The 15,192-nt window shown below is 39.4% G+C and carries 9 protein-coding genes and 1 pseudogene; 5 read left to right on the forward strand and 5 right to left on the reverse strand.

From position 1 onward, the window contains the following. Positions 1 to 123: pseudogene (locus tag FTT84_RS08320) on the forward strand (IS5/IS1182 family transposase); the annotation flags it as partial. A 279-nt stretch (positions 124 to 402) separates the two neighbouring features. On the opposite strand, the gene metH reads toward FTT84_RS08320, so the two are convergent. Then, the gene (gene metH / locus FTT84_RS08325; RefSeq protein WP_180058099.1) at positions 403 to 4,092 is read right to left on the reverse strand and encodes a methionine synthase; all 3,690 of its coding nucleotides are present in this window, start codon (positions 4,090 to 4,092) and stop codon (positions 403 to 405) included. Between the two features lie 468 nt (positions 4,093 to 4,560). Between metH and FTT84_RS08330 the strand changes: the two genes are divergently transcribed. Beyond that, positions 4,561 to 6,177, forward strand: a complete 1,617-nt coding sequence (locus FTT84_RS08330) for an inorganic phosphate transporter (protein ID WP_180058101.1) — start codon at positions 4,561 to 4,563, stop codon at positions 6,175 to 6,177. 150 nt (positions 6,178 to 6,327) lie between these two features. Here the strand turns inward: FTT84_RS08330 and FTT84_RS08335 are convergent, their stop codons facing one another. After that, positions 6,328 to 7,875, reverse strand: a complete 1,548-nt coding sequence (locus FTT84_RS08335) for a hypothetical protein (protein WP_180058102.1) — start codon at positions 7,873 to 7,875, stop codon at positions 6,328 to 6,330. A gap of 627 nt (positions 7,876 to 8,502) precedes the next feature. Between FTT84_RS08335 and FTT84_RS08340 the strand changes: the two genes are divergently transcribed. Continuing rightward, positions 8,503 to 8,790, forward strand: a complete 288-nt coding sequence (locus FTT84_RS08340; RefSeq protein ID WP_288689016.1) for a hypothetical protein — start codon at positions 8,503 to 8,505, stop codon at positions 8,788 to 8,790. An 83-nt stretch (positions 8,791 to 8,873) separates the two neighbouring features. Here FTT84_RS08340 and FTT84_RS08345 read toward each other — a convergent pair whose 3' ends face one another. After that, positions 8,874 to 9,491 carry a rhomboid family intramembrane serine protease gene (locus FTT84_RS08345; RefSeq protein ID WP_180058104.1) on the reverse strand — a complete coding sequence of 206 codons (618 nt, stop codon included), beginning with the start codon at positions 9,489 to 9,491 and terminating at the stop codon, positions 8,874 to 8,876. A 158-nt stretch (positions 9,492 to 9,649) separates the two neighbouring features. Between FTT84_RS08345 and nfuA the strand changes: the two genes are divergently transcribed. Together nfuA and FTT84_RS08355 are read left to right on the forward strand one after the other, a co-directional pair. Beyond that, positions 9,650 to 10,288 carry a Fe-S biogenesis protein NfuA gene (nfuA, locus tag FTT84_RS08350; RefSeq protein ID WP_180058106.1) on the forward strand — a complete coding sequence of 213 codons (639 nt, stop codon included), beginning with the start codon at positions 9,650 to 9,652 and terminating at the stop codon, positions 10,286 to 10,288. 245 nt (positions 10,289 to 10,533) lie between these two features. Next, positions 10,534 to 12,570 carry a TonB-dependent receptor domain-containing protein gene (locus tag FTT84_RS08355; protein WP_180058108.1) on the forward strand — a complete coding sequence of 679 codons (2,037 nt, stop codon included), beginning with the start codon at positions 10,534 to 10,536 and terminating at the stop codon, positions 12,568 to 12,570. Positions 12,571 to 12,929: 359 nt separating this feature from the next. Here FTT84_RS08355 and FTT84_RS08360 read toward each other — a convergent pair whose 3' ends face one another. Together FTT84_RS08360 and FTT84_RS08365 are read right to left on the reverse strand one after the other, a co-directional pair. Further along, positions 12,930 to 13,937 carry a hypothetical protein gene (locus FTT84_RS08360; RefSeq protein ID WP_180058110.1) on the reverse strand — a complete coding sequence of 336 codons (1,008 nt, stop codon included), beginning with the start codon at positions 13,935 to 13,937 and terminating at the stop codon, positions 12,930 to 12,932. A gap of 47 nt (positions 13,938 to 13,984) precedes the next feature. Beyond that, positions 13,985 to 15,022 carry an alpha/beta fold hydrolase gene (locus FTT84_RS08365; RefSeq protein ID WP_373685004.1) on the reverse strand — a complete coding sequence of 346 codons (1,038 nt, stop codon included), beginning with the start codon at positions 15,020 to 15,022 and terminating at the stop codon, positions 13,985 to 13,987. Positions 15,023 to 15,192: the final 170 nt, after the last annotated feature.

Genomic DNA, 15,192 nt, shown 5'->3' on the forward strand with positions numbered 1-15,192 from the left:
TTATTAGGAGATAAACTCAGTGCAAGGAGTTTTGATAGCCAAGTGAATGAGATCCATGCACGTGTAGCAGTTCTTAACAGATTTACGGAATTAGGTCGACCACTTACCCAAGTTACGCCTTAAATTTAGCTCAATTAGGGGCGCTTTGCATTTCAAATCTTTGTGCAACAAAGCCGTTTTGGTAAAGGAATAAAATTAGAAAATATAACGAGAAAGATAGTAAGACTAATAATAATCCCTATTCTTTTGAACGGAAAATACTTGGAATTCGTCTCTATTTCAAAATACATTCTGTAAATAAAAGAGTAGGTATGTTCTTGGGTTAAATTTTTTTGTAGTTCTTCTAATTTCATAATATACCTAAAGAAGAGGTGGTGTCTTACACCACCTCACATGATTGCCTTAAACTACAGAATCGTCCAAATTCGGCGCTAACCAACGCTTCGCCTCATCTAAAGTCCAACCTTTACGCTTCGCATAATCCTCAAGCTGATCGCCTGCGATTTTACCCACGTTAAAGTATTGGCTTTCAGGGTTGGCATAGTAGAAACCGCTGACAGATGAAGGTGGCCACATTGCAAAGCTAGTGGTCAATTGCGTACCAATCTTGTCGGTAGAGCCTAACCAGTCAAACAATGGCGCTTTTTCAGAATGCTCAGGGCAAGCAGGATAACCCGGTGCAGGACGGATGCCCACATACTTCTCTTTAATCAACTCTTCATTGCTTAAAGTTTCAGATGCTTGGTTGCCCCAGAACTCTTTACGGATGCGCTCATGCAAATGCTCCGCAAAAGCTTCAGCAAAACGGTCACCCAAAGATTGAGCCAAAATTGCAGAGTAGTCATCGCCTTTGGCTTTGTACTCATTGGCCATTTCTTCCGCACCAAAGATGGATACAGTGAAACCGCCCAAGTAGTCTTCTGCGACACCTTTAGGCGCAACAAAGTCCGCTAATGACAAGTTTGGTTTACCTGTCACTTTGTCAGACTGTTGACGAATGTGATGGAAGGTATGCGTAACCGATTGACCATCTTCGCTATACACTTCAACCGAATCCGCTGCTGAACGATTTGCAGGGTAAATACCAAACACAGCACGAGCATCAAAACGTTTGTTGTCGATAATATCTTTCAGCATGGTCTGTGCTTGTTCATACAAGTCAGTCGCTGCTTCACCTACAACTTCATCCGTTAAGATAGCAGGGAATTTACCCGCTAAGCTCCAAGAGATAAAGAACGGTGTCCAGTCAAAATACTCAACCAAAGTGTCTAATGGATAATTGGTTAGGGTTTGTGTACCAATAAAGTTTGGCTTCACAGGCGCATTGGCAGCAAAGTCAATTTTTAAGCCATTTTCTACTGATTCAGCATAAGTCAGTTTGGCTGCTTTAGGCTGTTTATTGGCAATACGCTCACGGACTTTTTCATATTCAGCACGTGTGTCCTCAACAAACTTCGGTTTCATTTCTTTAGAAAGTAAAGTTGTTGCTACACCCACCGCACGAGATGCATCGGCAACATAAATCACCGCATCATTTGAATATTGCGGATCAATTTTTACTGCAGTATGCGCTTTAGATGTGGTTGCACCGCCAATCATCAGCGGAACATTAAAGCCTTTACGTTGCATTTCTTTGGCAACAAACACCATTTCATCTAAAGACGGTGTGATCAGACCTGAGAGACCGATGATATCAACTTTTTCATCAATCGCAGTTTGCAAAATCTTCTCGCAAGGCACCATCACCCCAAGGTCGATGATGTCATAGCCGTTACAGCCTAACACTACGCCTACGATATTTTTACCGATGTCATGGACGTCACCTTTTACGGTCGCCATCAAGACTTTACCTTTAGATTGACCGCCAGACTTTTCAGCTTCAATGAACGGGTTCAACCATGCAACAGCTTGTTTCATTACACGTGCAGATTTTACTACCTGTGGTAGGAACATTTTGCCCGAACCGAACAAATCACCCACCACGTTCATGCCGTCCATGAGTGGGCCTTCAATTACATCTAAAGGACGTTTAGCTTTCAGACGTGCTTCTTCAGTATCTTCATCAATGAATGTGGTGATGCCTTTAACAAGCGCATGTTCAAGACGTTTTTCAACTGGAAGTTCACGCCATTCCAAGTTTTCTACTTGTTTTTGCGCAGCGCCTTGACCGCGGTATTTTTCAGCCACTTCAAGTAGCTTTTCCGTTGCATCGTGCTGACTTTCACCTTGATTTTGGTTCAAGATCACATCTTCAACTGCAGCTTTTAGCTCAGGATCGATATCATCATAAATCGCCATTTGACCTGCGTTGACGATACCCATGGTCATGCCTTGCTTGATGGCATGATAAAGGAACACAGAGTGAATCGCTTCACGTACAGGTTCATTACCACGGAAGGAGAACGATACGTTAGACACACCACCTGAAATCATCGCATGTGGTAAGTTTTGTTTAATCCAACCTGTTGCTTCAATAAAGTCCACAGCATAGTTGTTGTGTTCTTCAATACCCGTTGCAACAGCAAACACGTTCGGGTCAAAAATGATGTCTTCAGCAGGGAAGCCAACTTCATTCACAAGTACATCGTAAGAACGTTTACAGATTTCACGTTTACGTTCAGCGGTATCGGCCTGACCTTTTTCATCAAATGCCATGACAATAACAGCAGCACCGTACTGGCGGCATAGACGCGCTTTGTGTACAAACTCGTCATAACCTTCTTTCAAGGAAATTGAGTTAACAACCGCTTTACCTTGTACACATTTTAAGCCTGCCTCAATGATTTCCCATTTTGATGAGTCAATCATGATAGGCACACGTGAAATTTCAGGCTCAGAAGCGACAAGATTCAGGAAGTGCACCATCGCACCTTCTGAATCGAGCATGCCTTCATCCATGTTGATGTCGATGATTTGCGCGCCGGCTTCAACTTGCTGCTGTGCAACATCGAGTGCTTCTGCAAAGTTTTCTTCACGGATTAAGCGTAAGAATTTTTTAGAACCTGTTACGTTGGTACGTTCACCCACGTTCACAAAAAGTGATTCTTCAGTGATGTTAAATGGCTCTAAACCACTTAAACGACACGCAGGTTTTGTTTCAGGTACTTGGCGCGGTGTAATGTCTTTAACTGCATTGTAAATTGCGCGGATGTGATCAGGCGTTGTACCACAACAACCACCGGTAATGTTAATCAAACCGCTTTCAGCAAATTCTTTAATAAAGGCAGCTGTTTCTTCAGGGGTTTCATCATATCCACCGAAGGCATTTGGCAAGCCTGCGTTTGGATGGGCTGAAACAAAAGTATCAGCAACGTCAGCAATGGTTTTGACGTGCGGACGCATGGCATCTGCACCCAAGGCACAGTTGAAACCAATTGATAGCAAGTCGCCGTGACGAACAGAGTTCCAGAACGCCTCTGCGGTTTGGCCTGTTAATGTACGACCTGAGGCATCGGTAATGGTGCCTGAAATCATCAATGGCAATTCGTAGCCAATTTGGTTGAAGACTTCTTTCACTGCAAAGATTGCTGCTTTACAGTTTAATGTATCAAATACTGTCTCAATCAGGAGAATGTCCGCACCACCTTCGATCAGGGCATGTGCAGCTTCAATATAGTTTTCTTTCAGTGCATCAAAGGTGATGTTACGGAACGCAGGGTCATTTACATTGGGTGAAATTGAGCAGGTACGTGATGTTGGCCCGAGTACACCTGCAACAAAACGCGGTTTTTCTGGCGTTGAATATTTTTTGCAGGCTTCTTTGGCAATACGTGCTGCTTCACGGTTAATCTCAGGAACAAGATCTTCCATGTGGTAGTCAGACATTGAAACACGTGTGCCGTTAAAGCTGTTGGTTTCGATAATGTCTGCACCCGCATCAAGATAAGCTTCATGAATACCTTGAATGATTTGAGGTTGTGTTAAGACTAAAAGGTCATTATTGCCTTTGAGGTCAGAAGCCCAGTCCGCAAAACGCTCACCACGGTAGTCAGCTTCTTCGAGTTTATGACGCTGAATCATGGTACCCATGGCACCGTCGATAATCAGAATACGTTGAGCTAGCAGCTCTTTTAGGGTGGCAAGCGTGGACATAAATAACCCCAATCCGATGGAATATAAAATCGGCAAATATATTAACAGAATTCAATGCAGTTTTATTGATATTCAATCGGTTCGAATGAGCCGTTAATATCAGATTGTTGAAAAAACACACGTATTTGATTGCGTTGTGTTTAGAGTAAATATTTGGAAAGCTTCATAAATTTGTCATATACCTAAGGCATGATTGAAAAATAATCGACAGCTAGGACAATGATGACAAGAAATATGACAAGGCCATATTGTTATTGAAACATTGGGTTTCAAACTAAAATCAACTTTTAAAATTGATGATAAGTATTTGAATTATTTTGCGAATACATAGTATTTTGGTTGGTTTTTTCAGACGAGCAAATACAAATAAAGCATGAAATATTGCTTTATATGACACCACTTTGTCATATAATTGTCATAATTAAATTGAACAATATGGGGATTCTAAAATCCTCTATTCTTGCCTGCATGAATTCTAAACAAACTCCCGTAGATTCAGCGCACACGTCGACAGCAACAAAGTCGACGAATGTTCATGTGCCAACACCGAAATTCTTTATGCCGGTGTTCCTGACGTTGATCATTTCAACGTTAATCTATATTGGCTTTCAGGTCACTGCCGACTTGGCACACGTTCCGCCTTTAAGTCTTTATTCCATGATTTTACTGGGCACTGCCTTATTCATCGCACTTGGCTTTGAATTCGTGAATGGTTTCCACGATACAGCCAATGCTGTAGCCACTGTTATTTATACCAATGCTTTATCTGCACCTGTTGCTGTGATGTGGGCAGGTTTTTGTAACTTCCTAGGTGTAATGGTGGCAAGTGGTGCAGTTGCTTACGGTATCATTGCTTTGCTACCAGTCGAATTGATTATGAACGTCGGTTCTGGTGCAGGCTTTGCCATGGTATTTGCCATGCTTATTGCCGCGATTCTTTGGAATTTAGGTACGTGGTTCTTAGGTATTCCAGCATCTAGCTCTCATACACTGATTGGTTCTATCTTAGGTGTGGGCATCATGAACTATCTGTTAAATGCAGGTGGTGCTAGCGGCGTGGATATGGAACAAGTGATGAAAGTGGGTAAAGCATTACTGTTTTCACCACTGATTGGCTTTGCTTTCGCAGCAGTTGTGTTCCTATTGGTGAAAAAAATCTTCAGCAAACAGCTTGAACTCTTTCAGCCACCTGAAGGTAATAAACCACCGCCACCATTAATCCGCGCAATTCTGATCTTTACTTGTACTGGTGTAAGTTTCGCGCACGGTTCAAACGATGGTCAAAAAGGCATGGGTTTAATCATGTTGATTTTGATCGGTTGTGTACCTTTAGCTTACTCGCTAAATAAAAACCTCGACAATCAACACATCCAATCTTTCCATCAATTATCGGCGCAAACTGCAACTGCAATTTATCCAAATCATGATGAAATTGCGGATGAAAAAGCGCGTGACATATTAACAAAATACATTCAAACCAAAGAAATTACACCTGATGTTGTCCCTGCTTTAGCAAGTATGACGGATCACCTAGGTGAGCGTGTTGGTCAATATGGCGACTTAAAAGATATTCCTGAACAAGAAGTATCTTCAATCCGTAATGACATGTATTTAAGTACGACGGCTTTTAAACGTCTTGATAAATCTGAGCAACTTCCAGCAATGGCAGAAGCACAAGAGAAGACTGTTAAAGAATACCGTAGCAATTTAGATTCCTTCCTTCAATACATCCCAACTTGGGTGAAAGTTGCGGTTGCACTTGCACTTGGTCTAGGAACAATGGTGGGTTGGAAGCGTATTGTTGTGACTGTGGGCGAGCGAATTGGTAAAAACCATATGACCTATGGTCAAGGTATGTCTGCAGAGCTTGTAGCAATGTCTACAATTGCAGCGGCTGATGGTTTTGGTATGCCAGTGTCAACTACACACGTATTGAACTCTGCTGTAGCAGGTACCATGGTTGCGAACAAATCAGGTTTGAACTTTAATACAGTGAAAACTATTCTTTCAGCGTGGATTTTCACACTACCAGCAACCATTTGTTTATCAGGCTGCTTATACTGGTTGTTCTTGAAAGTTTTCTAAGATGTTTTCAATATAAAAAACGCTGCAATCGCAGCGTTTTTTTATGCTTTAAAGTTTGGTAAATAGTGCTAACCATTATTGTTTAGCACGTTAAGAAAGCATGTTGAGCACTTTTATAAATACAAATTTCAAATGAAGGATTTTCGCTATTTATTTCTTTAATTTACCAAGCATTTTGTCCAAAGGCAGTTTGTCATTGGCGAAGCCATAGAGTGCAGCAAATGGTAATGCGGTACGTGCGAGATAGGCTACACGCCACAAGCCGCCGTGATTGGCACCAGACATTATCAGCTCAAGTGGATGATCTAGTGGTGTTTCTGGGTTTGCCACAGATGAAGGATTACGTAAATCATGAATCCACAGCGCAGCCATCAAGGCATTGGTCGTTTCAGGATTAAATGACTCAACATCAAACAGTTTGGCACCATTAAATGCGGCTTTTAATAATGGATTCTTTGTGACTGAGCGTGTTGTGGTAGAGGGTGCAATATTAATACTTACACGTTGACCTTGATGGCGAGCAACGGTTGCACGCCATTGTTGAATTCGTTTCGCAAGTGCATAGTTGGGGCCTTGTTCAACCACTAAACAGTCGGCAATTCCGTAAGATTTTCCATTTTCAGCTAAAGTCGTTTGGTTATTATTTTGTTTAAAAAAGTGCTGTGCAGAAATCTTAGCAACACTTTGAGTTAATAATTTTTGAACTTTGCCACGTGCTTGATATTTATCTTGTGCAGCATCCACGATCTCTTTAGGAACAGCATATACATCTGTTGGTGTGCACATAAACATAAGGCTCGTTTCGGCTTTTTGTTGGCTGACATAATCCATAATACTGTCCATGGCCATTGCTACACGCACATGTTTTTCACCATCTAAATAAGCAATAGCAGCCAAGTCAAGTTGATGTTCATTTTGTGCAAGCCACTGCGCAATTTCAGGGATATGTGTCAGTAAATTAGCACCTAATTTTTGTTTCAGTTCCTGAATAGGTGTGTCTGCACTGAGCGCTTCAAGACTAGGGGCGTATAACGTTGCATTGCCTTCTTGAATAGTATTTAAAATACGATCCCATACTCGTTCATTATTAAGATCAATAGCGACAATATTGGCTTTCCACTTGGCAAGCCAGGTCAGTGGGCCAGCTTCTGAGGCTGCACCAAATAGCACCATGGTACGATCTGAAAGGTCAAACCATTCTGGGTGCGCCACCGCTTCGCGTAGAGCATCCGCATGACTTGGTTCAACGACACCAGCATCTTGCCATTTTTGGATTTGTTGAAGTAGAGCATCGCCTTGTAGTTTTTGTCCGTGATAGGGTACATACCATTCGGGAACTGCATTACTTTCACCTTTAAGTTTAATGGTGTGCAGAGGTTGAATAGGTAAATTCATCATTTCATCTAGGGAAAATTTTTCTTGATCACGATAAAAGTTAAAACTATGTTTGGCTTTATTTAAACCGTTGGATGCAATACTCAATGCAGCTTCCGGACTTTGAATACCTTGTTCAACCAAGGCTTTAAAATATTCAGGATATTTCTTACGCCAGTTTTTTTCCTGTTTTGCACGTACAGAGCTTTGGTGATCTACAGAAGCTAAAGCCTCTGCAATAATTTCACGACCGGTTTTGGAGCTACTTGGTTTTTGAGTAGCAGACGAAATAGGGAACTGAAGACCTTCAAGAGAACTGGACATGCAAAATATCTCACCTGACGTTGTCATTAATATACAGATGTATACATTATCTATGCCAATTTAAAAACTCAGGTGGCATAAACTGCCAAAATTGTATGAATTAACATGAATCATGACGTATTTTTGAAATAACCTAAGTACTTAAACTTGAAAAAGCCTTCTATTAAGAAAGCCTTCTTGTTACAAAGGTACGGAATTAACATTGTCTTTTTTGGCTTGTCCAAGTGGACGAAATTCACCATTCCAGTGTGGCTATTTGCTACGATCAGGGTCTATGACAATGCTCCCTTCACGAGTATGAACTGCTCAGGCAGATAGAAAACTCAAAACAAAGCAGCCCAACAATCATTGTGATTTTTTTCATTTGAACATTCCTTTTTATTATTCATTTATAGCCTAAATTACAGCATGCGTGTGTTGTGTATACATTTGAAATAAGCGATCACTAATTTTATTGGTTCATGACTCAGTTGAAGTAATTACTTATTTAAGTCGTGTTAAATACGCTTCTAAGATTAAGGTTTTGTTACGAATAATTCGGGTCAAATTACAGAAAATGTATTTAAGTGTGATATGTGTCACACTTATTATTGAGGTGTGAATAAAGAGAAAAATGGGGGCATAATTGTGTCGAACAAAGTTTATATATTCAATGCCATGCGCCCTGGCTTTGCGAGTGCAGTTTTTTCGAGTTTTGATCTTGCACAGGCTTGGATACAAAAAAATTTCGTCTGTGGGATTCTTACCGAATATCCACTTGATCAGAGTTGTTATGATTGGGCTAAACAATACGGACATTTTAAGGATAAGTCACCGATTGATCGTGCACCCATTTTTATTGCCAACTTTGTTTCTGCCTATCAAAAAACTTGGCATTTTGAACATGGTGAGCTATTACAACCTATGGATGTTTAAAAGTTAAATGATGATTTAAAAGATATAATAAAAAAGGATTCTAAAACTAGAATCCTTTTTTGTTTGAGCGCTAATATTCTATTTTAAAACGGAATATCTAAAAGTTTGTTTAAGAAATGAGGGATTAACTTTGGCTCTAGAATAATCGTCATGACGATACCATATGCCGCTCCCCACAAATGTGCACTGTGGTTAATATTACTGTTGCCACGTTTGCCAGACCAAATGCTATAAGCTACGTACAGTACCGCGAAGATGATCGCGGGAACAGGAATGAAGAATACAAAGATTAATTTCCATGGTTCAAACAAGATATAGGCAAATAGCACAGCAGAAACCGCCCCTGAAGCACCTAAACTAGCCCAATGTGTATCATGTTTATGTTTTAAATAGCTCGGAATAATGGCTGCAATCAAACCACCTAAATAGAACAGCACAAAACCCATGTCAAAAAAGTATTGGCGATAAAAACTTTCAATGACAGAGCCAAAGAAGAATAGGGTAATCATGTTAAATAGAAGGTGAGCACCGTCAGCATGAATAAAGCCGTGGCTGATAAATCGATCATATTCACCACGTTGTAGCGCAGGTGGCCAAAATAACAGACGATTCATGACTTTCTGATTTGAAAAGGCAATAAGGGAAATGACCACAGTAATCAGAATAATTGTCACAGTGTGGTTAAATGGTAATCCCAACATAAATGGCTATTCTACTTGTTAAAATTTGTCTTTAATAATGCCATTAAAAAGTGTGAAAGCGTGAACTTTCAGAATAATTCCGACAATTTTAGTTGATTTTTTCGTAATGCACCGCATCTTAAGCTAAAATAGCCGCTTCAGCTTGAGGAAATATTGTCATGTCGACTGAGAACAACAGCACAGCAGTTGCTGAAGAAATTCCAAACCTATTGATCACACCAACTGCTCAAGAGTATTTGAAGGATCTTTTGGATAAACAAAACACACCAGGTATTGGTGTTCGAGTTTTTGTGGAAAATCCGGGGACGCCGCGTGCTGAATGTTGTATGGCTTACAGTGCACCTGAAGAAGTTGTACCGACAGACTATAAACAGGAATACCCAGATTTCCCTGCCTATGTCGATGCACCATCTATTCCATATTTGTTAGATGCTGTTATTGATTACAATAAAGACCGTTTTGGTGGTCAGCTGACTTTCCGTGCACCAAACTCTAAAGTGCCGCGTGTTGGCCCTGATGCATCTGTGGAAGAACGTATTACTTACGTACTTCAGTCTGAGATTAATCCAGGTTTAGCGGGTCACGGTGGTAACTGTGCATTGGTTGAAGTTGTTGAAGATGAAGAGCATGGTTTAACTGCCGTACTTAAATTTGGTGGTGGTTGCCAAGGTTGTTCTTCTATTGATTTAACGCTTAAACAAGGCGTTGAAACAACTTTAAAACAGCATGTACCTGAATTGATGCGTGTTGTTGACCAAACAGACCATAGTCAGTCTGAGGGTGCTTATTTTAAATAAGCATTCGTGAAGAAAAGCCGCTTTATGCGGTTTTTTTTTGCCCAAAGTTTTTGGAACTGAACAAAAAATAAATAGGACAACTTTGTACAAAGCATAGAAAAATTGGTTTTTACTTAGGGAATCAGTAATTTCCTATTTGTTAATGAGAATGATTATTAAAATTAGTTGCAATATTATTTTTGTTAGTTACAATGCGCAACATAACATTCAATATTTATCCATAAATTAAGTATTTGGAAACACCAATGACGAATAAAATACTGCGCTCTGCACTGACACTTTCAGTTTTAAGTGCCATGGTTAGCTTAACTCATGCGAATGAAGTACCAGCAGAAACAGTCGATGAATCTGTAGTTAAAATGGAGACCATCGTTGTTTCTGCAAGTGGTTCTCAAGTAAATGTAAAGGATGCTCCTGCTTCAATTAGTGTTGTTACAAGCGAAGATTTAAAGCGAAAGCCTTTTAGTAATTTAGCAGAAGTATTAAGTGACTTACCTGGTGTAACTGGTGGTTTTAAAAACTCAGGTTCTGGCTCAAAAATTACATTTCGAGGAATGCCTGACAAATACACATTAATATTGGTTGATGGTAAGAGAGTAGGAAATCAGTCACTTTTAGGCCACCGCCCTGATCGTGTGGATCAAGATTTAAACTGGATTACACCTGACATGATTGAGCGAATTGAAGTGATTCGTGGTTCAATGTCAACGCTGTATGGTTCTGAAGCTGTTGGTGGTGTAATTAATATCATCACTAAAAAAGTTCCATCACAACTATCAGGTTCTGTAAATCTAGACTACACCAAGCCTGATACGAGTACACGTGGTAATACAGTCACTTATGGTGCGACTTTAGCTGGGCCTTTAACAGATACCTTAGGTTTTAGATTTGGTGTAAATCGTACAGATCGTGAAGGAGATAATTCAACTACAGGTACTTCAGGTGCAATAAATGATACTGTAAATGGTCGTCTTACTTGGGCTCCTAATGATACACATACTTTCAATATAGATGCGTCATGGGGTAAAGAAGAACCGGATGTTGTTGAAGGTGGTGCGGATCAATTTGCATATGAAATGGAAAGACAAGGATTTGGCATTGGTTATGCTGGTACATTCAAAAATGAGCTAAAAACTTATGCTGATCTTTATTATAACGAAATTGAAAATAAAGATGAATTTGCGACTTCAAAAGCTAATATTGGAGATACTAAAGCTACCGAAGCCGTATTAGATTTGAAAGCTACTAAACCTTTACAAATCGCGGGTTTTAAAAATGATTTAACTGTGGGTGCACAGTACAAATATGAAGAAGTTTCTAATGCTAGCAACATTGGTAATATTAATGTTGATGTTGATACAGGGGAAACATTAACTGCAGATTTATCACCAAATGCATATTCTTGGTCGCTTTTTGCTGAAGATCAAATCCATTTACAAGAAAATCTGATTTTAACCTTGGGTGGACGTTTAGATCAGTATGATGATTTTGATCTCAACTTCTCTCCTCGTGGTTATTTGGTCTATCATCCAACTAATATTTGGACAGTAAAAGGTGGTGTGTCACGTAGTTTCCGTGCACCAAACCTTAAAGAGCGTTCAGCAACATCAAGTACAGGTTCGAGAGGTAATGGATGTAAAGTATTCTCGGATTGGGGGGGGGCATCAGCAGGCCATGTATGTAATATGCTGGGGAATCCAGATTTAGAGCCTGAAACTAGTACAAACTACGAAGTAGGTTTTGGTTATGCTGAGGGTGGATATGCTGTAGATATGACATATTTCCGCAGTGATATTAATGATCTAATGCAAAACTTACGTTATGCAAGATATGGAAATCAATTCTATACAATGCAACAGAATGTCGAAAAGGCACGTACAAGTGGTATAGAGGTAACTTACAAATTCCCATTAAGTGATGTAGTTCGTATGAGTGGTAATGCGACTTATATGATTGAATCTAAAAACTTAGAAACAGGTGCTACATTATTGGCAACGCCTGAACTCACACTTAATGGTGCACTTTATTGGGATGTTACTGATAAATTAAATTTACATACTAATGTTCAGTATCTAGGTAAACAGGCGCTGCAAGCTGCAGATTCATCTGCGACATATGCAAAAGCATATACCACAATGGATGTTGGTGCGAATTATGAAGTTAATGATTATCTAACTTTTAGAAGTGGGGTTAAAAACATTGGCGGTGTTAGTATTGATGCAGGTGGAGATGGTACAAGTAATCCAGCTGAATACTATTTAGGTTTTACAGCTCGTTTCTAATTTTTACTAAGTTTAAATAGCCCACACTTTTGGGCTATTTACATTTTCAAATTCGTTGATTTTTTATTAATCAGTTGCACGATGTTTATGGTACAGATCTGTTATATCCCAATTTACACATTAGCAAATGATATCAAATCTGTTAATTACTTTGAAACAACGTAAAGAAAATGACTATTTAAGGTACTTTTTGACCTTATAAATCCGTCCAGTTAATCTCGAAACTGAGTCTTCATTTGCACAACCAATGAATGGATGGATGCAAAAACAGCAACTGGTTTGGCGATGTTTAGCAAAATATGGAACAGCTGTTGATAAATAAAAAAAGCCGCAGTCGCGGCTTTTTTATTTTGATAACTTTAAGATACAATACCTAATATTTTTAACGTCTCATCAGCATAATAGAACTGTTCTAAATAATGACGTGAACGCTCACGCAAATAGCCTGAACCAATCATTTTTTGAATAATCGGGTTTAATAAATTGTTAAGTTCATGTTGAACCAAAGCTTCATCAATATTTAAGTCACGTAGCAATAAATCAAATGGACGTTCCTGATTACGTATGTACCAAGCATACACGCCATCATGCACTTGCTGTTTCATATAATCAGACTGACGCATAAAGTCCCAAATTTCATGCCCTAAACCGACGGTTTGAGGTAAATCTTGAACTTCAATATAGTTTTTTAAGACAGAAACAGGCATCGTCTTAATTTTATGCCATAAGTTGGCTTGAAAATGATAAAGCTTATTGTCATCAAAATGCTGATTGAGTACAGATTCACTCATCTGACTTAATTTCAAAATATTCTTTTGCAAATACTTCGTGATGGCATTGTCAAGATTGGTGTCTGTAACGTTTTCTAAAACCGATTTACCCATCTTCATAAAGCGAGAGACGCCGGGCACAGATTTGGCAATCACAGAGTTGTCTAGATAATCTTGTATCGCATGCTGAATCAGTTGGCTAATCATGGCTGAAAAAGCAGGGTTGTTGACCATGGTGTGAATCAAACGCTGACGATGACCTTGTTTACTTGCAACATATTGCGCAATTTTATCAATCGTTAACACAGGAATAATTTCAGCAATGGTTGTTTGATCATTCGCTGGATGAATTAGCGCAAACTTAATATGTTCGGCAATCTGCTCAATTAAAAACTGAGTAGCTTGAGTATTTAAGATCTGCTTTTGCAGCAAAGCATTGATTTGTTCAAAAGTCCAAATCTGTTGTAAAGGCTGTTTACGAAACCACTGATAAAACTGGGTAAACTCGGTTGCAACTGTTTCAGACTGCGAAAATTGCTGATCTAAAAAGTTGAGTTGAGCCTCAATGAGCTGCTCAATCATCGGGTTTTTCTGCATACTGTCCTTAAATACCCATTTGCAGGGCATGAATTATTAGCGATACCTCAGTTTAACTGAATCAGTTTATCTGCCAAAGGATTTTTAAATTTCTGACTTTTTGCAAGGAATGGGAGGTAATGATCAGCAACTTGTTGTTCTGCTTCAATCATGGGCATATGACCAACATTATTCAAAATTACCGGTGTTTCGGCACGTTTCAATAATGACTTTAATTCACCTGCAACTTCTACATTAAAAATTTTATCTTGTTTGCCCCAAAGGATGAGCGTGGGCGCTTCAACGGTACGGGTTAAACGGGCAAAAGTCTCAGGCGTATAAATGCGATTTAAAGTAACCACTTGATCAATCATTTTACTGGTTTGGGGTGCCCGTGAAATGAGTAAATTTTCTTGAGCTTTCTTTAATGGGGTTGGAACGCTTGGCGGATTTTGCATTAACTTATGCATAACATCATCCAAATCACCGGGCTTTGAAACAATCAAATTTTTCAATGAATATGGATCACGGGTATAACTGGTATTGGCCTGCTTATAAATACCCGCACTATTGAGTAAAAATAGGCTTTGGGTATCAAAAGGATATTGAGAGGCATAAACCGTGGCAATTGATCCACCTAAAGAATGACCTGCAACATTCAGCCGATCTTCAATATCAATTTTGGTTACGAATTGTCGTAATTGCTCAGTAACATTTGGTACAGACACGTCAAAGTCTGCAGGGACGCGGGTATCACCATTGGCAGGTAGGTCAGGAATAATAACGTGATAATAGGGAGTCAGGTAATGTGCAACCCGATTCCAGTTATCACGTGTGCCACCTAAACCATGGATTAATAGTATAGAAGGATTGGTACGAACACCGCCTTCACTATAGCTCCAAGTGATATTGCCGACTTGTACTGTGCGTGAAACTAAACCTGCGGTTTTACGATCTTGATTGAGATAATTTTGTAGGATAGATGGTGTCGATAATGTATTCGTTGGTGTTTGTGTTGCAGCTATGCTATTCGAGCCTGCAATGAACATACAACTCAATATCGCAAGTTTAAATATGCCAGAAACCACGCAACGATGTCCTTGCATTGACCTTAACCCCTTGTAACTATATTTGATGCAATTTTTATGATCATTTATATGACAATTATCTGAATTAGCCTTAAAAGCCAATTGCTATGTTTATGAAATATATTGTAAATAAAAAATGACAGTTGTCACTGATTAGTTTTTTGATGTAGTTGTAGTTCAGCTATAAA

The organism is Acinetobacter sp. YH01019, assembly GCF_013420285.1.
GTDB classification, from domain to species: domain Bacteria; phylum Pseudomonadota; class Gammaproteobacteria; order Pseudomonadales; family Moraxellaceae; genus Acinetobacter; species Acinetobacter gandensis.